Raw genomic sequence first — 20,533 nt, 5'->3', positions numbered from 1 at the left:
GGCCTGACCCAGATCGTCCCGTTGTTCTTCCAGGACGTCACCAACAAGCCGGTGGAAGGCATGAAGCCCTACACCGCGCTGCAGCTGGAAGGCCGCGATATCTACATCCGCGAAGGCTGCGTGGGCTGCCACTCGCAGATGATCCGCCCGTTCCGCGCCGAAACCGAGCGCTATGGCCACTACTCGGTGGCTGGTGAAAGCGTGTGGGACCACCCGTTCCTGTGGGGTTCCAAGCGCACCGGGCCGGACCTGGCCCGGGTCGGTGGCCGCTACTCGGACGACTGGCACCGTGCGCACCTGTACAACCCGCGCAACGTGGTACCGGAGTCGAAGATGCCGTCGTACCCATGGCTGGTCGCCCAGCAGGTCGACAACAGCCATACCGACACCAAGATGCGCACCCTGCGCACCCTGGGCGTGCCGTACACCGACGACGACATCGCCGGGGCCCGCGACGCGGTCAAGGGCAAGACCGAGATGGACGCCCTGGTCGCCTACCTGCAGGTGCTCGGCACCGCGATCAAGAACAAGAGGTGAATGCGATGGGAATGGACATCGGCATGATCCGCGGCCTGGGCACACTGGTGGTGATGATCGCCTTCATCGGCCTCACCCTGTGGGTATTCAACCGCCGCCGCGACCGTGATTTCGCCGAAGCGCGCCTGCTGCCCTTCGTCGACGACCGCCTGCCCTCTGCCGGACAGGCACCTGCTGCAAAAAGGAGTAACGGGCAATGACCACCTTCTGGAGTACGTACATCTGCGTACTGACCATCGGTAGCCTGATTGGCCTGACCTGGCTGCTGCTCGCCACCCGCAAGGGCCAGAGCAACAACACCACCGACCAGACCATGGGCCACAGCTTCGACGGCATCGAGGAATACGACAACCCGCTGCCCAAGTGGTGGTTCTGGCTGTTCGTCGGCACCCTGGTGTTCTCGGTCGGCTATCTGATCCTCTACCCGGGCCTGGGCAACTGGAAGGGCATCCTGCCGGGCTATGAAAATGGCTGGACCGGCGCCAACGAATGGCAGAAGGAAATGGACAAGGCCGACGCAAAATTCGGCCCGATCTTTGCCAAGTACGCCGCCATGCCCGTGGAAGAAGTGGCCAAGGACCCGCAGGCGCTGAAAATGGGTAGCCGCCTGTTCGCCTCGAACTGCTCGGTGTGCCACGGCTCGGACGCCAAGGGTGCCTATGGCTTCCCCAACCTCACCGACAAGGACTGGCGCTGGGGCGGCGAGGCGGAAACCATCAAGGCGTCGATCATGAACGGTCGCCACGGCGTGATGCCGGCCTGGGCCGAAGTGATCGGCGAGCAGGGCGTGGCGGATGTGGCCGCGTTCGTGCTCACCAACCTCGATGGCCGCAGCCTGCCGGAAGGGATCAAGGCCGACGCCGCCAAGGGCAAGGAAATCTTCGCCGGCAACTGCGTGGCCTGCCACGGGCCTGAAGGCAAGGGCACCCCGGCCATGGGCGCGCCAGACCTGACCCACCCGCAGGCGTTCATCTACGGTTCGAGCTTTGCCCAGCTGCAGCAGACCATTCGCTATGGTCGCCAGGGTCAGATGCCGGCGCAGGCGGAGATCCAGGGCAACGACAAGGTGCACCTGCTGGCGGCATACGTGTATAGCCTGTCGCAGGATCAAGCTTCGCCAGACCTGACTGCCAAGTAACACCCATTCGCGGGCTCGCCCGCTCCCACAGGTTAACCACAGATTTCAAGCATTGTGGTGAACCTGTGGGAGCGGGCAAGCCCGCGAAGGGCTGCAAAGCAGCCCCCCTCCCCGCTCTACCCCTCCTTGCACCCCCTCCGAACACAACTAAGCTTGTTGCCTCAGTGGGCCTCGCTCCGAAAGGAGCGAAGCAGACGCGGCGCTTAGCCTGTCGCCGTCCCGATAAAAAGCTTGACCGATCGATCAGAAAAAGGCGAAAAACGGTACACATTACAAATATTTATTTGTGTACAATCGTCCAGACCCGATCGCTGCGGGACATCAGTGAACGGGCTCGGGCACGGGTCGGCGTACCAAAGTTGCGTTGCGGTAACCCCGGTGGTTATCAATACTGGCGCCGATTTTTTCGACCAACAAGAACATCAAAACCGTGGAACCTTAGCAATGAGCACAGCAATCAGTCCGACTGCTTATAACTATAAGGTCGTCCGCCAGTTCGCCATCATGACGGTGGTCTGGGGGATCCTTGGCATGGGCCTCGGCGTCTTCATCGCCTCGCAGCTGGTATGGCCGCAACTGAACCTGGACCTGCCCTGGACCAGCTTCGGCCGCCTGCGCCCGCTGCACACCAACCTGGTGATCTTCGCCTTCGGGGGCTGTGCGCTGTTCGGCACCAGCTACTACGTGGTGCAGCGCACCTGCCAGACCCGGCTGATCTCCGACAGCATGGCCGCCTTCACCTTCTGGGGTTGGCAGGCGGTGATCGTCGGGGCGCTGATCACCCTGCCGATGGGCTACACCACCACCAAGGAATACGCCGAGCTCGAGTGGCCGCTGGCGATCCTGCTGGCCATTGTGTGGGTCACCTACGGGCTGGTGTTCTTCGGCACCATCGTCAAGCGCAAGACCAAGCACATCTATGTCGGCAACTGGTTCTACGGCGCCTTCATCGTGGTTACGGCGATGCTGCACATCGTCAACCACATCTCGATGCCGGTAAGCCTGTTCAAATCGTACTCGGCCTACTCCGGCGCCACCGACGCGATGATCCAGTGGTGGTACGGCCACAACGCCGTGGGCTTCTTCCTCACCACCGGCTTCCTGGGGATGATGTACTACTTCGTACCCAAGCAGGCCGAACGCCCGATCTACTCGTATCGCCTGTCGATCGTGCACTTCTGGGCACTGATCACCCTGTACATCTGGGCCGGCCCGCACCACCTGCACTACACCGCCCTGCCTGACTGGGCACAGTCGCTGGGCATGGTCATGTCGATCATCCTGCTGGCGCCAAGCTGGGGCGGCATGATCAACGGCATGATGACCCTCTCCGGTGCCTGGCACAAACTGCGCACCGACCCGATCCTGCGCTTCCTGGTGGTGTCGCTGGCGTTCTACGGCATGTCCACCTTCGAAGGCCCGATGATGGCCATCAAGACCGTGAACTCGCTGTCGCACTACACCGACTGGACCATCGGCCACGTACACGCCGGCGCCCTCGGCTGGGTGGCGATGATCTCGATCGGCGCCGTGTACCACATGATCCCGCGCCTGTATGGCCGCGAGCAGATGCACAGCGTCGGCCTGATCAACGCGCACTTCTGGCTGGCTACCATCGGTACCGTGCTGTACATCGCCTCGATGTGGGTAAACGGCATCACCCAGGGCCTGATGTGGCGCGCCATCAACGATGACGGCACCCTCACCTACTCCTTCGTCGAAGCCCTGCAGGCCAGCCACCCTGGCTATATCGTCCGCGCCCTGGGCGGTGCGTTCTTCGCCACCGGCATGCTGCTGATGGCCTACAACGTGTTCCGTACCGTACGTGCCGCCAACCCGGCACAGGCTGAGGAAGCCGCCAAGATCGTCGTCGTGGGAGCGCACTGATGAAGCATGAAGCCGTCGAGAAGAACATAGGCCTGCTGGCCTTCTTCATGGTCATCGCCGTGAGCGTCGGTGGCCTGACCCAGATCGTCCCGCTGTTTTTCCAGGACGTCACCAACAAACCCGTGGAAGGCATGAAGCCGCGCACCGCGCTGGAACTTGAAGGCCGCGATATCTACATCCGCGAAGGCTGCGTGGGCTGCCACTCGCAGATGATCCGCCCGTTCCGTGCCGAAACCGAACGCTACGGCCATTACTCGGTGGCCGGCGAGAGCGTGTGGGACCACCCGTTCCTGTGGGGCTCCAAGCGTACCGGGCCGGACCTGGCGCGGGTCGGTGGCCGCTACTCCGATGACTGGCACCGTGCGCACCTGTACAACCCGCGCAACGTGGTACCGGAATCGAAGATGCCGTCGTACCCATGGCTGGTCGAGCACAAGCTCGACGGCAAGGACACCGCGAAGAAGATGGAAGTGCTGCGCACCCTCGGCGTGCCGTACACCGACGCCGACATCGCCGGGGCCCGCGACGCGGTCAAGGGCAAGACCGAAATGGACGCCATCGTCGCGTACCTGCAGGGTCTTGGCACCATCATCAAGAGCAAACGGTGACGCTGATGGATATCGGGATGATTCGCGGCCTGGGCACCGTCGTGGTGATGGTGGCCTTCGTGGGCCTGGCGCTGTGGGTGTTCAACCCACGGCGCAAGAAGGACTTCGACGAAGCGACCCAACTGCCCTTCGCGGATGACCCCGAAGCCAGCCGGCACGTCGAGCAAGCAAAAGCTTCTGGGAGCAAAAAACAATGACAACCTTCTGGAGTCTGTACGTTACCGTCCTGACCCTGGGCACCATCTTCTCGTTGACCTGGCTGCTGCTGTCGACCCGCAAGGGCCAGCGCGAAGAGGTCACCGACGAAACCGTCGGGCATGCCTTCGATGGCATCGAGGAGTACGACAACCCGCTGCCGAAATGGTGGTTCTGGCTGTTCGTCGGCACCATCGTCTTCGCCCTCGGCTACCTGGTGCTGTACCCGGGCCTGGGCAACTGGAAAGGCGTCCTGCCGGGCTACTCGTACCTGGATAACGACAAGCAGACCGAGTTTTCCAACGGCCAGCCGGGCTGGACCGGTGTGCACGAGTGGGAAAAGGAAATGGCCAAGGCCGACGCCCGCTTCGGGCCGATCTTCGCCAAGTTCGCCGCCATGCCCATCACCGAGGTGGCCAAGGACCCGCAGGCCCTGAAGATGGGCGCGCGGCTGTTCGCTTCCAACTGCTCGGTGTGCCACGGCTCCGACGCCAAGGGTGCCTTCGGCTTCCCTAACCTCACCGACAACGACTGGCGCTGGGGCGGCGAGCCAGACACCATCAAGACCACCATCATGGGCGGTCGCCATGGCGTGATGCCGGCATGGGCCGAGGTGATCGGTGACCAGGGCGTGGCCGATGTGGCCGCGTTCGTGGTCAGCAAGCTCGATGGCCGCACCCTGCCAGAGGGCGTGAAGGCCGATGCCGAGAACGGGCAGAAGATCTTCGCCGCCAACTGCGTGGCCTGCCACGGGCCGGAGGGCAAGGGTACGCCAGCCATGGGCGCGCCGAACCTGACCCATCCGCAGGCGTTCATCTACGGTTCGAGCTTTGCCCAGTTGCAACAGACCATCCGCTACGGTCGCCAGGGGCAGATGCCGGCCCAGGAGCAGATGCAAGGGAATGACAAGGTGCACTTGCTGGCGGCTTATGTGTACAGCCTGTCGCAGCAGGCCGAACCGGCCAAGGCCGAGTAAGGCAGGCCCGGCCTCTTCGCGGGTAAACCCGCTCCCACAGGTACTGCGCTCGCGTCAGGATCTGTGCGATCCCTGTGGGAGCGGGTTCACCCGCGAAGAGGCCGGTACTGAAAACACATTTGTTGCAGGCTCCATGATCTGGATCAATTGACACCTGCCATAACACGATTCATACCACGAACCCAACGCGACTAAAGGTCGCAGTGCAGCCCCATACTGCCATCAGCGGCGTATCATGGGCCGCAGAGCGCTAGCAGATTGCGCGAGACTGCGGCCGGCACGCACTGGCTGCGGCGTTTCTCCACTGCCGTGGGACTTGATGATGAGCAAGCAAATTCCGGTACATGACGTCACCCCGCCTGCCAACAAAGGGAAGGATTCCGTCGACCTCTACGCCTCCCGGGAAAAGATCTACACCCGTGCCTTCACCGGCCTGTTCCGGCGCCTGCGCATGGTCGGCGGGGCTGTGCTGTTCCTGCTGTACTTCGGCACCGTGTGGCTGAACTGGGGCGGCCACCAGGCCGTGTGGTGGAACCTGCCCGAGCGCAAGTTCTACATCTTCGGCGCCACCATCTGGCCGCAAGACTTCATCCTGCTTTCGGGCATCCTCATCGTGGCCGCCTTCGGCCTGTTCTTCATCACCGTGTTCGCCGGCCGGGTGTGGTGCGGCTACACCTGCCCGCAAAGCGTGTGGACCTGGATTTTCATGTGGTGCGAAAAGGTCACCGAGGGCGACCGCAACCAGCGCATGAAGCTCGACAGAGCCCCCATGAGCGGCAACAAGTTCCTGCGCAAGTTCGCCAAGCACAGCCTGTGGCTGCTGATCGGCTTCGTCACCGGCATGACCTTCGTCGGCTATTTCTCGCCGATCCGTGAACTGGCCACCGAATTCTTTACCGGCCAGGCCGACGGCTGGGCCTACTTCTGGGTCGGCTTCTTCACCCTCGCCACCTACGGCAACGCCGGCTGGCTGCGCGAGCAGGTGTGCGTGTACATGTGCCCCTACGCGCGCTTCCAGAGCGTGATGTTCGACAAGGACACACTGATCGTTTCCTACGACCCGCGCCGTGGCGAAACCCGCGGCCCGCGCAAAAAAGACCTGGACTACAAGGCCGCGGGCCTGGGTGACTGCATCGACTGCACCATGTGCGTGCAGGTCTGCCCCACCGGCATCGACATCCGTGACGGCTTGCAGATCGAGTGCATCGGCTGCGCCGCGTGCATCGACGCCTGCGACAACATCATGGACAAGATGAACTACCCCAAAGGGCTGATCAGCTACACCACCGAGCACAACCTGTCCGGGCAGAAGACCCACATGCTGCGCCCGCGCCTGATCGGCTATGCCGTGGTCCTGCTGGTGATGATGGTCGGCCTGGCCACCGCCTTCGCCACCCGTTCGCTGGTCGGTTTCGACGTGAGCAAGGACCGCGTGCTGTACCGCGAGAACGCCCAGGGCCGGATCGAGAACGTGTACAGCCTGAAAGTGATGAACAAGGACCAGCGTGACCACGTCTACGTACTGGACGCCACCGGCCTGCCGGACCTGAAGCTTGAAGGCCAGCGCGAGATCCGCGTGGACGCTGGTGATATCGTCAGCCTGCCGGTGCAGCTGTCGATCGCGCCCGAGAAACTGCCATCGACCACCAACGAAATCACCTTCATCCTCAAGAGCGCCGATGACAGCGACGCCCAGGTTGAAGCCAAGAGCCGCTTCATCGGCCCACAGATCCGCTGAGAGAGATAACCCACAATGCCTGCCACCGCCGCCAGCCCCTGGTACAAGCACCTCTGGCCCTGGATCATCATCGGCATCCTCGCCACCTCGGTGTGCCTGAGCCTGACCATGGTCAGCATCGCCGTGCACAACCCGGACAACCTGGTGAACGACAACTACTACGAGGCTGGCAAGGGCATCAACCGCTCGCTGGACCGAGAACTGCTGGCGCAGACGCTGGGCCTGAAGGCCGGCGTGCACCTGGACGAGCTGACCGGCGAAGTGGATGTGCGCCTGGCCGGCAACAGCGACCCGCAGAGCCTGGAGCTGAACCTGATTTCGCCAACCCAGCCGGAGAAAGACCGCAAGGTGCTGCTGAGCCGGGTCGAGGCTGGGCGCTATGTGGGGCAGCTGGAGGACAAGGTTGACGGGCGGCGCTTCGTTGAGCTGCTGGGTAGCGAAGGTGGCCAGGTTTGGCGCTTGTTCGAGGAAGAAAAGGTGGAGCATGGTGTGACCTTGCAGCTGGGTGATGAAGCGCTGCAAGGGGCCGAGCACCAATAAACGCACCTCCGCCGTTCCTTGTGGGAGCGGGTTTACCCGCGAATGCGTCAGACCTGAAAACATCATCGCCTGATCTGACGCATTCGCGGGTGAACCCGCTCCCACAGGTGCCGTGCCCAACCAGCCGATTTGTGTAAGGCAATGATGTGATGACCCAGCCCACCCCCTGCTACCACTGCGCCCTGCCCGTCCCCGCTGGCAGCCGCTACAACGCCGTGGTCCTCGGCCAGCCCCGGCAGTTCTGCTGCCCCGGCTGCCAGGCGGTGGCCGAGTCGATCGTCGCCGGTGGCCTGGAGCACTACTACCAGCACCGCAGCGACAACAGCGCCAACCCCGAGGCCCTGCCCAAGCAGCTACAGGACGAACTGGCCCTCTACGACCGCAGCGACGTACAGCAAACCTTCGTTCGCCATGCTGGCGACCTGGCCGAAACCACCCTGCTGGTCGAAGGCATCAGCTGCGCCGCCTGCGGCTGGCTGATCGAAAAGCACCTGCGCAACCTGCCCGGCGTCGCCGAGGCGCGCCTGAACCTGTCCAACCACCGCCTGCTGCTGAACTGGCATGACCAGCAACTGCCGCTCTCGCGCCTGCTCGCCGAGCTGCGCCAGATCGGCTACGCCGCCCACCCCTATCAGCCCGACCAGGCCGCCGAGCAACTGGCCCGCGAGAACCGCAGCGCCCTGCGCCGCCTGGGCGTGGCCGGGCTGCTGTGGTTCCAGGCGATGATGGCAACCATGGCCACCTGGCCGGAATTCAACATCGACCTGTCGCCCGAACTGCACACCATCCTGCGCTGGGTCGCGCTGTTCCTCACCATCCCCATCGTGTTCTACAGCTGCGCACCGTTCTTCAAGGGCGCGGCACGCGACCTGCGTACCCGCCACCTGACCATGGACGTTTCGGTGTCGCTAGCCATTGGCCTGGCCTTCGGCGCCGGCATCTGGACCGCCATCACCGGCAGCGGCGAGCTGTATTTCGACACCGTGGGCATGTTCGCGCTGTTCCTGCTCACCGGCCGCTACCTGGAGCGCCGCGCCCGCGAACGCACCGCCGCGGCCACTGCGCAGCTGGTCAACCTGCTGCCGGCCTCGTGCCTGCGCCTGGACGCCGCCGGCCGCAGCGAGCGCATCCTGCTCAGCGAACTGCAGCGCGGTGACACGGTGCAGGTGCTGCCAGGCGCGGTAATCCCCGCCGACGGGCGCATCGTCGAAGGCCGCTCCAGCGTCGATGAATCGTTGCTGACCGGTGAATACCTGCCGCAACCACGGCGGGTCGGCGAGCGGGTCACCGGCGGTACCCTGAACGTCGAAAGCACCCTGAACGTAGAAGTCGAAGCCCTCGGCCACGACTCGCGGTTGTCGGCCATCGTCCGCCTGCTGGAACGCGCCCAGACCGAAAAACCACGCCTGGCCGAAATCGCCGACCGGGCCTCGCAGTGGTTCCTGCTGTTCTCGCTGCTGGCCGCCGCGGCCATCGGCCTGTGGTGGTGGCACCTGGACCCGGCGCGGGCGTTCTGGATCGTGCTGGCCATGCTGGTAGCGACCTGCCCTTGCGCGCTGTCCCTGGCCACGCCAACGGCGCTTACTGCGGCCACCGGCACCTTGCACAAGCTCGGCCTGCTGGTCACCCGTGGCCATGTGCTGGAAGGCCTGAACCAGATCGACACGGTGATTTTCGACAAGACCGGCACGCTGACCGAGGGCCGCCTGACCTTGCGCAGCATTCGCCCGCTCGGCAGCCTGCCCGCCGACCGCTGCCTGGCCCTGGCCGCAGCGCTGGAGAACCGCTCCGAACACCCCATCGCCCGTGCCTTCGGCCGCACCGCCACGCCTGCTGACGACGTGCAGACCGTGCCGGGCCTGGGCCTGGAAGGGCTGGTCGAAGGCCAGCGCCTGCGCATTGGCCAGGCCACCTTCGTCTGCGCCCTGAGCGGCGCGGAAATCCCCGGTGTGCCAGAGCCGCGCGGCCAGTGGCTGCTGCTGGGCGACCGCCAGGGCCCGCTGGCCTGGTTCGGCCTGGACGACCGCCTGCGCGACGATGCCCCTGCCCTGCTGGCGGCCTGCAAGGTCCGTGGCTGGCGCACGCTGCTGCTGTCGGGCGACAGCTCGCCGATGGTTGCCGAAGTGGCCGCGCAGCTGGGCATCGACCAGGCCATCGGCGGCCTGCGCCCGGACGACAAACTGGACCGGCTGAAGGCACTGCAGGCGGCCGGGCGCAAGGTGCTGATGCTGGGTGACGGGGTCAACGACGTGCCGGTACTGGCCGCCGCCGACATCAGCATTGCCATGGGCAGCGCCACCGACCTGGCCAAGACCAGCGCCGACGCCGTGCTGCTGTCCAACCGCCTGCAGGCGCTGGTACAGGCCTTCGAGCTGGCCCGCCGCACCCGCCGCAACATCCTCGAGAACCTGCTGTGGGCGACCTTGTATAATGGCCTGATGTTACCGTTCGCCGCGCTTGGCTGGATCACCCCGGTTTGGGCAGCCATCGGCATGTCGGTCAGTTCACTGATCGTGGTACTCAACGCCCTGCGCCTGACCCGCCTGCCCCTGGCATCGGGCCTACCAGCGAACGAAGCGCCCCTGCCCGGGAGGAAGTCGTCATGCCCGCACTCTATGTCATGATCCCCGCAGCCCTGCTGCTGGTCGGCGTGGCCGTGTACATCTTCTTCTGGGCGGTGGACAGCGGCCAGTACGACGACCTGGAAAGCCCTGCCCACAGCATCCTGTTCGACGACCAGGACCCGCGCCATCAGGCGGCGGTGAAACCTGACGACAGCAAGGCCGACACCGACAAGGAAAACCCGCCCCGTGCCTGACCTGCTGCCTCTGCTGGGCTCGGCGTTGGTCCTCGGCCTGCTCGGCGGCGGCCACTGCCTGGGCATGTGCGGCGGCCTGATGGGCGCGCTGACCCTTGCCATACCACCCGAACAACGTGGCCGGCGCTTGCGCCTGCTGCTGGCGTACAACCTTGGGCGCATTCTCAGTTATGCCTGTGCCGGCCTGCTGCTGGGCCTGGCCGGCTGGGCCGTGGCCAGCAGCCCGGCGGCGCTGGCACTGCGGGTGGTGGCGGCGCTGCTGCTGATCGCCATGGGGTTGTACCTGGCCGGCTGGTGGAGCGGGCTGACCCGCATCGAGGCGCTGGGCCGGGGGCTGTGGCGGCATATCCAGCCGCTGGCGTCGCGCTTGCTGCCGGTGTCCAGCGTGCCTCGGGCGTTGTTGCTGGGGGCCCTGTGGGGGTGGTTACCGTGCGGGTTGGTGTACAGCACCTTGCTGTGGGCGGCCAGCCAAGGCAATGCCGGGTACAGCGCGGCGCTGATGCTGGCTTTCGGCGTGGGGACCTGGCCGGTATTGCTGGCTACCGGATTAGCCGCGGAGCGAGTAAACATTTTGTTGAAAAGACGCAGTGTGCGGGTGGCTGGCGGGGTGCTGGTGATGCTGTTTGGTATCTGGACCATGCCTGGACCGCACCAGCATTGGTTGATGGGGCATTGATGGGGGCCGCTTTGCGACCCTTCGCGGGCATGCCCGCTCCCACAGGATCATGTGTACCCCTGTGGGAGCGGGCAAGCCCGCGAAGGGCTGCAGAGCAGCCCCAATGCCCTTGATACAAATCAACACAGATTCCTACAGACGGCCATAGACTCCGGGGCACTGCTGCTCTTTCCGGGGACCGCCCTCATGCTCGACGACCTTCGTTGGGATACCGACCTGATCCGCCGTTACGACCTGGCCGGACCACGCTACACCTCTTACCCGACCGCCGTGCAACTGCACAGCGAAGTGGGCTCGTTCGACCTGCTCCACGCCCTGCGCGAAAGCCGTCGGGCCGCGCGCCCGCTGTCGCTGTACGTGCATGTGCCGTTCTGCGCCAACATCTGCTACTACTGCGCCTGCAACAAGGTCATCACCAAGGACCGCGGCCGCGCCGCGCCCTACCTGCAGCGCCTGGAGCAGGAAATCCAGCTGATCGCCTGCCACCTCGACCCTAAACAGCGTGTCGAGCAACTGCATTTCGGCGGCGGCACGCCAACTTTCCTCAGCCATGTGGAACTGCGCCAGCTGATGGCCACCCTGCGCCAGCACTTCCACCTGCTGGACGACGACTCCGGCGACTACGGCATCGAGATCGACCCGCGCGAAGCCGACTGGTCGACCATGGGCCTGCTCCGCGAACTGGGCTTCAACCGCGTCAGCCTGGGCGTGCAGGACCTCGACCCGGCCGTGCAGCGCGCGGTAAACCGCCTGCAGAGCCTGGAGCAGACCCGCACCCTGATCGAAGCCGCGCGCACCTTGCAGTTCCGCTCGATCAACCTCGACCTGATCTACGGCCTGCCCAAGCAAACCCCGGAAGGCTTTGCCCGCACCGTCGAAGAAGTGATCCGCCTGCAACCCGACCGCCTGTCGGTGTTCAACTACGCCCACCTGCCCGAGCGCTTCATGCCGCAACGGCGCATCGACAGCAATGACCTGCCCAGCGCGGCCGCCAAGCTGGAGATGCTGCACGCCACCATCGACCAGCTGACCGCAGCCGGCTACCGCTACATCGGCATGGACCACTTCGCCCTGCCCGACGACGAGCTGGCCATCGCCCAGGAAGAAGGCACCCTGCAGCGCAACTTCCAGGGTTACACCACCCATGGGCACTGTGACCTGATCGGCCTGGGCGTTTCGGCCATCAGCCAGATCGGCGACCTGTACTGCCAGAACAGCAGCGACCTCAACACCTACCAGGACAGCCTGTCCAACGCCCAGCTGGCTACCCAGCGCGGCCTGGTGTGCAACCACGACGACCGCATCCGCCGGGCAGTGATCCAGCAACTGATCTGCCATTTCGAGCTGGATTTCGAGCCGATCGAACAGGCCTTCACCATCGATTTTCGCGGCTACTTCAACGACCTCTGGCCAGAACTGCTGACCTTGCAGCGCGACGGCCTGATCCGCCTGGACGACAAAGGCATCCGCATCCTGCCGGCCGGCCGCCTGCTGGCGCGTTCGGTATGCATGGTGTTCGACGCCTACCTGGCGATGCACAACCGCCAGCGCTTCTCGCGGGTGATCTGAACCGAGTCGTTCAACCGCATGGACAAAGTTCCTTGCCAGGCACACCATGGGCACAGCGAAGGCCCCGGCGCACACCCGCCGGGGCCCGGCCAGTTCGCACCACAACAGCGCACGCTGGCCTACAACCTACGCCGTGAGTTACCCTTACGTCTTATGTGTGCTTTCCCACAAGGATCGAATGAAAATGTCCGAGCCAGTCAAACTGCGCCCACACAACCAGGCCCATTGCAAGGACTGCAGCCTGGCCCCCCTGTGCCTGCCTCTGTCGCTCAACCTGGAAGACATGGATGCACTGGATGAAATCGTCAAGCGTGGGCGGCCGTTGAAAAAAGGCGAGTTCCTGTTCCGCCAGGGCGACAATTTCGGCTCGGTCTACGCGGTACGTTCCGGCGCGCTGAAAACCTTCAGCCTCAGCGACAGCGGCGAAGAGCAGATCACCGGCTTCCATCTGCCCAGCGAGCTGGTCGGCCTGTCGGGCATGGACACCGAAGCCTACCCGGTGTCGGCACAGGCCCAGGAAACCACCTCGGTGTGCGAAATCCCGTTCGAGCGCCTCGACGAGCTGTCGGTGCAGCTGCCGCAGCTACGCCGCCAGCTGATGCGGGTAATGAGCCGGGAAATCCGCGACGACCAGCAGATGATGCTGCTGCTGTCGAAAAAGACCGCTGACGAGCGTATTGCCACCTTCCTGGTCAACCTCTCGGCGCGCTTCCGCGCCCGCGGCTATTCGGCCAACCAGTTCCGCCTGAGCATGTCGCGCAACGAAATCGGCAACTACCTGGGCCTGGCGGTGGAAACCGTGTCGCGGGTGTTCACCCGCTTCCAGCAGAATGGCCTGATCCGTGCCGAAGGCAAGGAAGTGCACATTCTCGACCCGATCCAGCTGTGCGCGCTGGCCGGTGGCGCAATGGAGGCCTGAGGCCGGCGTTTAGCGGGTATACTTGGGCATTCGTTTTCCCAGGATACCCGCAACAATGCACAGCGACGCCTTCGACCTCAAAGCCCTGATCCGCCCGGTAGTGGACTTCCCCAAACCGGGCGTGATCTTCCGCGATATCACCCCGCTGTTCCAGTCGCCGCGCGGGCTGCGCTATGTGGCCGACCAGTTCATCGAACGCTATGTCGAAGCCGAGTTCAGCCACATCGGCGCCATGGACGCGCGGGGCTTCCTGATCGGCTCGATCATCGCCCACCAACTGAACAAGCCACTGATCCTGTTCCGCAAGCAGGGCAAGCTGCCGGCTGACGTGCTGAGCGAGGGTTACCAGACCGAGTACGGCGAAGCCTTCCTGGAAGTGCATGCCGACAGCCTGTGCGAAGGGGATTCGGTGTTGATCTTCGATGACTTGATTGCTACTGGCGGTACGCTGCTGGCAGCGGCCAACCTGGTGCGCCGGACCGGTGCGCAGGTGTTCGAGGCGGCGGCGATCATCGATCTGCCGGAGCTGGACGGGTCGCGCCGGCTGCAGGCGGCCGGGGTACCGACTTTCTGCCTGACCGAGTTTTCGCTCAGCGAATACTGAGTATTCGAGGGCGCTTTGCGCCCTATCGCCGGCAAGCCAGCTCCCACAAGTACGGCGCTGCCATCAGCCCTGCGGCAACCCTGTGGGAGCTGGCTTGCCGGCGATGGGCCGCAAAGCGGCCCCAACAATTCTCGATCAGAGCGAAATCGGCCGACGCCCCGCAAACGCATGGGCCAAGGTCCCACCATCCACCAGCTCCAGCTCGCCGCCCAGCGGCACGCCATGGGCAATCCGCGACGCCACCAGGCCCTTCTCGCTCAGCAACTGGGCAATGTAATGCGCCGTCGCCTCCCCTTCCACCGTCGGGTTGGTCGCCAGGATCACCTCGGTGAAGGTGCCCTGCTCCTCGATCCGCGCCATCAGCTGCGGAATCCCGATCGCCTCAGGCCCCAGCCCGTCCAGCGGCGACAAGTGGCCCTTGAGCACGAAGTAGCGGCCACGGTAGCCGGTCTGCTCCACTGCATACACATCGGTCGGCCCTTCGACCACACACAACTGGGTATCGTCACGGCGCGTGTCGGCGCATTGCGGGCACAGCTCCTGCTCGGTCAGGGTGCGGCACTGACGGCAATGCCCAACCCCCTCCATGGCCTGGGTCAAGGCCTGGGCCAGGCGCAGGCCGCCGCTGCGGTCACGTTCGAGCAGTTGCAGGGCCATGCGCTGGGCGGTTTTCTGGCCGACACCCGGGAGAATTCGCAGGGCATCGATCAGTTGGCGGATGAGAGGGCTGAAGCTCATGGGAAAGGCCTGACAAATCAATAAGAGGCGGTTTATACCCAGCGGGGGCAGTGGCGTCAAATCAGCCATGCGACCTACGCGGTCCGCTTTTTTGTGGGAGCGGCCTTGTGTCGCGAAAGGGGCGCGAAGCGGCCCCGGGATTTCAGCCTCGCAGCGTGAATTGCCGGGGCTGCTGCGCAGCCCTTTCGCGACACAAGGCCGCTCCCACAAAAAACAGACCGCGCCTGGGTTGAAATCTCTGTAAAAAAAAACGCCGCTGTCATCAGCGGCGGTTTTCGATAACGCAAATGCCCTTAGAACGGCATCTTGAAGCCCGGCGGCAGCTGCATGCCGGCGGTCATGCTGCCCATCTTGTCCTGGCTGTTCTGCTCGACCTTGCGCACGGCGTCGTTCAGCGCGGCGGCGATCAGGTCTTCCAGCACTTCCTTGTCGTCTTCATCAGTCGACATCAGGCTTTGGTCGATGCTGACACGCTTGACGTCGTGACGACCGGTCATCACCACGCTCACCAGGCCACCACCGGACTGGCCGGTGACTTCGGCGTTGGCCAGCTCTTCCTGCATCTTCTGCATCTTTTCCTGCATCTGCTGGGCCTGCTTCATCAGGCCGGCCATGCCACCTTTCATCATGGGGGTATACCTCGATTGGGTCATGTGATGCGGCCCGGCACCGGGCCGGCCGCATGGTTATCCGTTACTGGCCCTGATTAACCAGGGCTTCTACAGGCTCAATAGTATCCTGCCGCACCTTGGCGCCGAACAACTTGATCATCTGCTGGATCAACGGATCCTGCTCGATCGAGGTGACTGCGTCCTGCTGGCGCTCGGCGCGTTTGCGCGCCGCCGCCTGGGCCGGGGTTTCCTGCTCGGGCAGGATCAGCTCGATGCGCAGGTTCAGCGTTCGCCCCAGGTGCTGGTTGAGCGCTTCGTTAAGGCGCCGCTGCTGGGTGGCGTTGAACAGCGCACCCTGGCCAGGGTCCAAGTGCAGCAGCCAGTCGTCGCCATCGGCGGCAATCAACGTACAGTTTGCCGCGATGTTGCCTGTCATCCCGGATACAGGCAACTGTGGGAATAATTCCAGCCATTGCAGGGCCAGGCCGGTGGCCGGCTTGGCTGCGGGCAGCGGTTCGGCTGCCGGCTTGGGTGCTTCTTCCTGGACGTGTTCGGCCAGTTCGTCCAGGTAGCTGAAGCCGACCGGGTCGCTTTCGCCGCCGTAATAGTCTTCGTCCAGGGGCGGTTCATCGTCGCGGTCCATGCCTACTGCGGCATAAGCGGACGGGTCAAAGGGTGGCTCGTCGTCGTGTGCCGGGGCGGCAGGTGCCGGCGTGGGTGCAGCGGCCGGTGCAGGAGCAGGAGCCGGCGCAGGCTCGGCCACTACCGGTGCGGGCGCTGGCGCGGGCTCTTCCCATGGCAGGTCAACCACCTCTGCCACGGGTTCTGGTGCTGGCTCAGGTTCGCTGACCGGTGCAGGTTCAGCCGCCACCACAGGCTCGACAACCGGCTGTGGCGCTGGCTCGACCGGTGCGGGCGCCTGCACTTGTTGCGCGGCAACCGGTGCAACAGGCTCCACGACAGCAGCGGCCGGCGGCGCCACGGCAACCGCCGGCACTGCCACCGGTGTTGCAGGATCAGCTGTGGCCTGGCTGATCCCCACTGGCTTTAGTACCGGCTTCGGCGCGTCGTCGGTGTCGGCCGGGCGGAACGCCAGCATGCGCAGCAGGACCATTTCGAAACCACCGCGCGGATCCGGCGCCAAGGGCAGGTCACGGCGGCCGATCAGGCCCATCTGGTAATAGAACTGCACATCCTCGGCTGGCAATGCCGAGGCCAGCGCCAGCACCCGCTCACGGTCGCCCTGGCCGTTGTCCACCGCTTCCGGCAGCGCCTGGGCAATGGCCACGCGGTGCAGCACATTGAGCATCTCGGCCAGCACGCCAGCCCAGTCCGGCCCCTGCTCGGCCAGGTTGCGCACGGCCTCGAGCAAGGCCCGGGCATCACCTTCGAGCAGCGCCTGCAGCACCCCGTAAACCTGACCATGATCGAGGCTGCCGAGCATGGCCCGCACATCGGCGGCCAATACCTTGCCTTCGCCAAAGGCGATGGCCTGGTCGGTCAGGCTCATGGCGTCGCGCATCGAACCATCGGCCGCGCGCCCCAGCAGCCACAGGGCATCTGGCTCGAACGGCACGTTCTCGGCAGCCAGAACATGGCTGAGGTGCTCGACCACCCGCTCCGGGCTCATGTTCTTCAGCGAGAACTGCAGGCAGCGCGACAGGATGGTGGCCGGCAGTTTCTGCGGGTCGGTGGTGGCGAGGATGAACTTGACGTAGGGCGGCGGCTCTTCCAGCGTCTTGAGCAAGGCGTTGAACGAGTGTGTCGAGAGCATGTGCACTTCGTCGATCAGGTAGACCTTGAAGCGCCCACGGCTCGGGGCGTACTGCACGTTATCGAGCAGTTCGCGGGTGTCCTCGACCTTGGTGCGGCTGGCGGCGTCGATCTCGATCAGGTCGACGAAACGGCCTTCGTCGATCTCCCGGCACACCGAGCAGGTGCCGCAGGGCGTGGAGGTGATGCCGGTTTCGCAGTTCAGGCACTTGGCGATGATACGGGCGATGGTGGTCTTGCCCACACCCCGGGTACCGGTGAACAGGTAGGCATGGTGCAGGCGCTGGTTGTCCAAGGCATTGATCAAGGCCTTGAGCACATGGGTCTGGCCGACCATTTCGCGGAACGAGCGCGGACGCCATTTACGTGCAAGAACCTGATAACTCATCGAAAAACCATCGTAGCCTGATCGAGCGGAAGATCGCTAATGCTAGCGGAGCGGGGGCAAAATTGCACCCTGCGCAAGTCGTCTAAGCTTTGAAACTGGCGCGCCATCCAGGGAGGATTGCCTTTGCGAAGACTGCTGGCCCTGTTGCTGCTGTGGAGCACCTACAGCCAGGCTGAACAGCCCGTGTTGCGTTTTTCTGTCGCCGAGAGCTGGAGCATGCCGCTGGTGCGCATCGAAAGCGACCAGCCGGTAGAAGGTTTGCTGTACGACCTGATGCAGGCCTTGGCCAAGGAGGTGGGCGTACGCCCCGAATACCACGTCATGGCCCGCCTGCGCCTGCAGGAGGCGATGAACAGCGGTGATATAGATGTGCGCTGCTATGTCAGCACCCAGTGGTTCAATGATCGGCCGGGGGATTTTGTCTGGAGCATCCCGCTGCTGCACCAGCGAGACCTGCTGGTAGGCCGCGCTGGCGACAGTACTCCGCTGCCCCCGGAGCAACTGCCTGCCCAGGCGATCGGCACAGTGCTTGGCTACACCTATTCGACCTTGCAACCGCTGCTCGACCAGGGCCGCCTGCACCGCGAGGACAGCCGCAGCCAGTTGCTGGTGCTGCAGAAGCTGCAAGCCGGGCGCTATCGGCATGCGGTAAGCAACCAGCTGTCGTTGCAGTGGTTCAACCAGGGTCTGCCCGCCGAGCAGCAATTGCAGGCGCTGGCGGTGCTAGAGGACCAGGACCTGGGGTGCATGGTACGCAATGACCCGGCGATACCGACCCAAGGGCTGCTGCGGGCACTGGTGCGGATGAAGCAGTCGGGGGAGATCGAGCAGATTGTGCAGCGGTATGGGGGGATGGGCAACCAAGAACCCATGTCTGTGGCTCGCCCCTGAGCCACGCATACCTGATGAAAGACAAACCCGCCCGAAGCTTGCACGCCCGCTGTGGGAGCGGGTTCACCCGCGAACACCGGCAAAGCCGGTGCCATCCATCGCGTCGCGTTCTTCGCGGGTAAACCCGCTCCCACAGGGTTAATTGATATCCCTGCTATCTCTACTTACTCCAAGGCCGACTTCACTGGCTTCTACGCTCAACTGCCAGTGCCACAGCATCCGCCTGCCCCCAGGCAATCTGCATGGCCCGCAACCCGTGCTCCAGCAACTGCCGCGTCTCCTCGTCCTGGATACGCTCCAGCGCCCGCCGGCTGTCGCTATAGGCAAACATCAGATAGTGGGTGACATTCATCAACGCGAACTCCATCGGCACGATGCCTTCGCTGATGGCGCGGGAAAGGGATTTACCTTGGGGAAGCTCGAAGACGTGGGGTGGATCGGGGACTAGTTTTTTCATGGGTTCACCATACCGGGCTGAGAACACCCTTTCGCTTCCACACGTAGGGCGACAGTTGTACGCGGGGTGGAAGACCAGGGGTATGGTGAGCCCGGCAGGCCGGAGGCCTCCCACGTACAACTGTCATGACGACAGCCACCACACCCCAGGCTTCCACACCCGATCGCTGAACCGACAGCGACCGCAAAAGCCTAGTGGGTGGTGATTCCCGGGACAATCAGACGGGAGTCGACGCAGTGCGTAGGATATTTCGACACCTCCTACAGAAAAAGCGGGAAATTGCCCTGACCGTTGTAGGAAGCATCCTGAAAGCAGATCGCATTACTGCTACCGATTGCTCGTCTTGAGGAATGTCGCTCTCACACAGCCGCAACCAAACCCGCACTCAAGAACATCCCCACGCCAAACACAGAATGCGTGGCCAGGCTCTTCAGGCAGTTGCGCGCAGGCGTCGGCGTCCTCGACGCAAAGAACCCCGCACCCATCGCCGGTTGCATGAAGCACAAAGGCGCCACGACCGTCACCACACCAACAACCAGCGCAGGCAACAATGTAGGTGCCAGCAACCAGCCCTCCCCCACGATCATGACCAGCAGCATCGCGAACAGCACGCCGATGGCGTAATGAATCCCCCATCCCAACGCCAGCTCATGCCGCACCGGTTCCGCCTTGGCAATCGCCTGGTGCCGCACACGCCCGTGCAGTAAATGCCCCGCCCAACGCCCGACCATGGCGAAGTTCAGCGTGGCGACACCCATCCGCCTCAGCAGCAGCCCCCACAAGTCCATCACCATCGTGGCACCGATACCAATTGGCAAAGCAGCGGAAAACATCGCAGTAAACGTCATTGAACAAGCCCTCGAAGATTGACGGTCATCACCATGCCGCGCAGCATAGAAGTTGAAGTCAACTTCAAGTCAAGGGCCCGAAATGGACATTGCCGACGTCGCCAAACGCACAGGCGTACCCGCCTCGACGCTGCGCTACTACGAGAAGAAAGGCCTGCTCAAGTCACTCGCCGGGCCTGGCCAGCGGCGGCAGTTCGCAGCCGATGTTGCAGACCGGCTGGCGTTGATCGCCCTGGGCCAGGCTGCGGGGTTTTCGCTGGATGAAGTGGGAGCAATGCTGGTGGACCTGCAGGTCGACCGGCAGATGCTGATCGCCAAGGCCAACGAACTGGATGCACGGATCAGGCGCTTGCAGGCGATGAGCAAGGGCCTGCGGCATGCGGCGCAGTGCCCTGAGGAAGATCATCTGGAATGCCCGAAATTCCAGCGGCTGATGAAGCTGTCGGCGGCGGGGCATGGGAAAAAACAGGGCAGTTCAACAGTTGCCTTTAAGCGGCCAGGATAAAACCACCATTTGGATGCATCATCATCTGAATAGAGTAATGGCAATACGATATCAATGTGCCACTACTCAGTGTAGAGTTACGCGCCTCCGCGCCAAGCCGTGCGCCGAGAACAGTAC

22 protein-coding genes are annotated in these 20,533 nt (G+C 64.0%); 17 read left to right on the top strand and 5 right to left on the bottom strand.

Features of this window, described 5'->3' with window-relative positions; all coding sequences use genetic code 11:
• The 15 genes from ccoO (RYH74_RS06465) to RYH74_RS06395 all read left to right on the top strand — a co-directional run.
• A partial coding sequence (gene ccoO, locus RYH74_RS06465; protein ID WP_317409115.1) for a cytochrome-c oxidase, cbb3-type subunit II occupies positions 1-537 on the top strand: 537 nt, incomplete at its 5' end.
• Positions 538-542: 5 nt separating this feature from the next.
• Positions 543-737 carry a cbb3-type cytochrome oxidase subunit 3 gene (locus RYH74_RS06460; RefSeq protein ID WP_025340008.1) on the top strand — a complete coding sequence of 65 codons (195 nt, stop codon included), beginning with the start codon at positions 543-545 and terminating at the stop codon, positions 735-737.
• Complete coding sequence (gene ccoP / locus RYH74_RS06455; protein ID WP_317409114.1) at positions 734-1,675, top strand: cytochrome-c oxidase, cbb3-type subunit III; 942 nt, start codon at positions 734-736, stop codon at positions 1,673-1,675. The genes RYH74_RS06460 and ccoP (RYH74_RS06455) overlap by 4 nt, the downstream gene beginning before the upstream one ends.
• 444 nt (positions 1,676-2,119) lie before the next feature.
• A complete protein-coding gene (gene ccoN, locus RYH74_RS06450; protein WP_317409113.1) occupies positions 2,120-3,562 on the top strand; it encodes a cytochrome-c oxidase, cbb3-type subunit I in 1,443 nt (480 codons plus the stop codon).
• On the top strand, positions 3,562-4,170 hold the full coding sequence (gene ccoO, locus RYH74_RS06445) for a cytochrome-c oxidase, cbb3-type subunit II (protein ID WP_013973496.1): 609 nt from the start codon (positions 3,562-3,564) through the stop codon (positions 4,168-4,170). Before ccoN ends, ccoO (RYH74_RS06445) begins: the two co-directional genes overlap by 1 nt.
• Positions 4,171-4,175: 5 nt before the next feature.
• Positions 4,176-4,367 carry a CcoQ/FixQ family Cbb3-type cytochrome c oxidase assembly chaperone gene (locus tag RYH74_RS06440; RefSeq protein WP_003259925.1) on the top strand — a complete coding sequence of 64 codons (192 nt, stop codon included), beginning with the start codon at positions 4,176-4,178 and terminating at the stop codon, positions 4,365-4,367.
• Positions 4,364-5,341 (top strand): cytochrome-c oxidase, cbb3-type subunit III, encoded by a 978-nt coding sequence (gene ccoP / locus RYH74_RS06435; RefSeq protein WP_025340010.1) that lies wholly within the window; start codon positions 4,364-4,366, stop codon positions 5,339-5,341. The genes RYH74_RS06440 and ccoP (RYH74_RS06435) overlap by 4 nt, the downstream gene beginning before the upstream one ends.
• A 322-nt stretch (positions 5,342-5,663) precedes the next feature.
• The gene (ccoG, locus tag RYH74_RS06430) at positions 5,664-7,079 is read left to right on the top strand and encodes a cytochrome c oxidase accessory protein CcoG (RefSeq protein WP_085664018.1); all 1,416 of its coding nucleotides are present in this window, start codon (positions 5,664-5,666) and stop codon (positions 7,077-7,079) included.
• A gap of 15 nt (positions 7,080-7,094) precedes the next feature.
• Positions 7,095-7,619: a FixH family protein gene (locus RYH74_RS06425; RefSeq protein WP_075045875.1), complete on the top strand. Its 525-nt coding sequence runs from the start codon at positions 7,095-7,097 to the stop codon at positions 7,617-7,619.
• A 149-nt stretch (positions 7,620-7,768) separates the two neighbouring features.
• Positions 7,769-10,243, top strand: a complete 2,475-nt coding sequence (locus RYH74_RS06420; RefSeq protein WP_317409112.1) for a heavy metal translocating P-type ATPase — start codon at positions 7,769-7,771, stop codon at positions 10,241-10,243.
• Positions 10,222-10,437 (top strand): cbb3-type cytochrome oxidase assembly protein CcoS, encoded by a 216-nt coding sequence (ccoS, locus tag RYH74_RS06415; protein ID WP_013973501.1) that lies wholly within the window; start codon positions 10,222-10,224, stop codon positions 10,435-10,437. Before RYH74_RS06420 ends, ccoS begins: the two co-directional genes overlap by 22 nt.
• Positions 10,430-11,113 carry a sulfite exporter TauE/SafE family protein gene (locus RYH74_RS06410; RefSeq protein WP_317409111.1) on the top strand — a complete coding sequence of 228 codons (684 nt, stop codon included), beginning with the start codon at positions 10,430-10,432 and terminating at the stop codon, positions 11,111-11,113. Before ccoS ends, RYH74_RS06410 begins: the two co-directional genes overlap by 8 nt.
• Before the next feature lie 186 nt (positions 11,114-11,299).
• Entirely contained in the window at positions 11,300-12,682 is a 1,383-nt protein-coding gene (hemN, locus tag RYH74_RS06405) for an oxygen-independent coproporphyrinogen III oxidase (protein ID WP_075045877.1), read from the top strand.
• Positions 12,683-12,866: 184 nt separating this feature from the next.
• Complete coding sequence (fnrA, locus tag RYH74_RS06400) at positions 12,867-13,601, top strand: Crp/Fnr family transcriptional regulator FnrA (protein ID WP_015271145.1); 735 nt, start codon at positions 12,867-12,869, stop codon at positions 13,599-13,601.
• A gap of 55 nt (positions 13,602-13,656) precedes the next feature.
• The gene (locus tag RYH74_RS06395; RefSeq protein WP_009683910.1) at positions 13,657-14,205 is read left to right on the top strand and encodes an adenine phosphoribosyltransferase; all 549 of its coding nucleotides are present in this window, start codon (positions 13,657-13,659) and stop codon (positions 14,203-14,205) included.
• A 135-nt stretch (positions 14,206-14,340) separates the two neighbouring features.
• On the opposite strand, the gene recR is transcribed toward RYH74_RS06395, so the two are convergent.
• The 3 genes from recR to dnaX all read right to left on the bottom strand — a co-directional run bounded on the left by recR (position 14,341) and on the right by dnaX (position 17,715).
• Entirely contained in the window at positions 14,341-14,943 is a 603-nt protein-coding gene (gene recR / locus RYH74_RS06390; protein ID WP_003259670.1) for a recombination mediator RecR, read from the bottom strand.
• Positions 14,944-15,236: 293 nt separating this feature from the next.
• Entirely contained in the window at positions 15,237-15,572 is a 336-nt protein-coding gene (locus RYH74_RS06385) for a YbaB/EbfC family nucleoid-associated protein (protein ID WP_003259671.1), read from the bottom strand.
• A 64-nt stretch (positions 15,573-15,636) separates the two neighbouring features.
• Positions 15,637-17,715 carry a DNA polymerase III subunit gamma/tau gene (gene dnaX, locus RYH74_RS06380; protein WP_317409110.1) on the bottom strand — a complete coding sequence of 693 codons (2,079 nt, stop codon included), beginning with the start codon at positions 17,713-17,715 and terminating at the stop codon, positions 15,637-15,639.
• 123 nt (positions 17,716-17,838) lie between these two features.
• On the opposite strand from dnaX, the gene RYH74_RS06375 reads away from it, so the two are divergent.
• Positions 17,839-18,606, top strand: coding sequence for a substrate-binding periplasmic protein (locus tag RYH74_RS06375; RefSeq protein ID WP_317409109.1), 768 nt, complete (start codon positions 17,839-17,841; stop codon positions 18,604-18,606).
• 181 nt (positions 18,607-18,787) lie between these two features.
• Here RYH74_RS06375 and RYH74_RS06370 read toward each other — a convergent pair whose 3' ends face one another.
• Entirely contained in the window at positions 18,788-19,063 is a 276-nt protein-coding gene (locus tag RYH74_RS06370) for a hypothetical protein (protein ID WP_013973508.1), read from the bottom strand.
• Between the two features lie 359 nt (positions 19,064-19,422).
• On the bottom strand, positions 19,423-19,911 hold the full coding sequence (locus RYH74_RS06365) for a DUF2938 domain-containing protein (protein WP_085664012.1): 489 nt from the start codon (positions 19,909-19,911) through the stop codon (positions 19,423-19,425).
• Positions 19,912-19,993: 82 nt separating this feature from the next.
• Between RYH74_RS06365 and RYH74_RS06360 the strand changes: the two genes are divergently transcribed.
• A complete protein-coding gene (locus RYH74_RS06360; protein ID WP_286100267.1) occupies positions 19,994-20,416 on the top strand; it encodes a helix-turn-helix domain-containing protein in 423 nt (140 codons plus the stop codon).
• Positions 20,417-20,533 lie beyond the last annotated feature (117 nt).

Source organism: Pseudomonas sp. LSJ-87 (assembly GCF_032971465.1).
Taxonomy (GTDB): Bacteria; Pseudomonadota; Gammaproteobacteria; order Pseudomonadales; family Pseudomonadaceae; genus Aquipseudomonas; species Aquipseudomonas putida_Z.
Note: the sequence above shows the minus strand (reverse complement) of the source record. Positions and strands in the feature narration are given on the sequence as shown.

What these genes read in the sequence shown, in the direction of transcription:
- hemN (WP_075045877.1), top strand. Translation starts at nt 11,300, where the DNA reads ATGCTCGACGACCTTCGTTGGGATACCGACCTGATCCGCCGTTACGAC.
- RYH74_RS06385 (WP_003259671.1), bottom strand. Translation starts at nt 15,572, where the DNA reads ATGATGAAAGGTGGCATGGCCGGCCTGATGAAGCAGGCCCAGCAGATG.
- RYH74_RS06395 (WP_009683910.1), top strand. Translation starts at nt 13,657, where the DNA reads ATGCACAGCGACGCCTTCGACCTCAAAGCCCTGATCCGCCCGGTAGTG.
- RYH74_RS06440 (WP_003259925.1), top strand. Translation starts at nt 4,176, where the DNA reads ATGGATATCGGGATGATTCGCGGCCTGGGCACCGTCGTGGTGATGGTG.
- RYH74_RS06360 (WP_286100267.1), top strand. Translation starts at nt 19,994, where the DNA reads ATGGACATTGCCGACGTCGCCAAACGCACAGGCGTACCCGCCTCGACG.
- RYH74_RS06460 (WP_025340008.1), top strand. Translation starts at nt 543, where the DNA reads ATGGGAATGGACATCGGCATGATCCGCGGCCTGGGCACACTGGTGGTG.
- ccoS (WP_013973501.1), top strand. Translation starts at nt 10,222, where the DNA reads ATGCCCGCACTCTATGTCATGATCCCCGCAGCCCTGCTGCTGGTCGGC.
- ccoO (WP_013973496.1), top strand. Translation starts at nt 3,562, where the DNA reads ATGAAGCATGAAGCCGTCGAGAAGAACATAGGCCTGCTGGCCTTCTTC.
- ccoP (WP_317409114.1), top strand. Translation starts at nt 734, where the DNA reads ATGACCACCTTCTGGAGTACGTACATCTGCGTACTGACCATCGGTAGC.
- RYH74_RS06425 (WP_075045875.1), top strand. Translation starts at nt 7,095, where the DNA reads ATGCCTGCCACCGCCGCCAGCCCCTGGTACAAGCACCTCTGGCCCTGG.
- RYH74_RS06420 (WP_317409112.1), top strand. Translation starts at nt 7,769, where the DNA reads ATGACCCAGCCCACCCCCTGCTACCACTGCGCCCTGCCCGTCCCCGCT.
- RYH74_RS06370 (WP_013973508.1), bottom strand. Translation starts at nt 19,063, where the DNA reads ATGAAAAAACTAGTCCCCGATCCACCCCACGTCTTCGAGCTTCCCCAA.
- recR (WP_003259670.1), bottom strand. Translation starts at nt 14,943, where the DNA reads ATGAGCTTCAGCCCTCTCATCCGCCAACTGATCGATGCCCTGCGAATT.
- dnaX (WP_317409110.1), bottom strand. Translation starts at nt 17,715, where the DNA reads ATGAGTTATCAGGTTCTTGCACGTAAATGGCGTCCGCGCTCGTTCCGC.
- ccoG (WP_085664018.1), top strand. Translation starts at nt 5,664, where the DNA reads ATGAGCAAGCAAATTCCGGTACATGACGTCACCCCGCCTGCCAACAAA.
- ccoN (WP_317409113.1), top strand. Translation starts at nt 2,120, where the DNA reads ATGAGCACAGCAATCAGTCCGACTGCTTATAACTATAAGGTCGTCCGC.
- RYH74_RS06365 (WP_085664012.1), bottom strand. Translation starts at nt 19,911, where the DNA reads ATGACGTTTACTGCGATGTTTTCCGCTGCTTTGCCAATTGGTATCGGT.
- ccoP (WP_025340010.1), top strand. Translation starts at nt 4,364, where the DNA reads ATGACAACCTTCTGGAGTCTGTACGTTACCGTCCTGACCCTGGGCACC.
- fnrA (WP_015271145.1), top strand. Translation starts at nt 12,867, where the DNA reads ATGTCCGAGCCAGTCAAACTGCGCCCACACAACCAGGCCCATTGCAAG.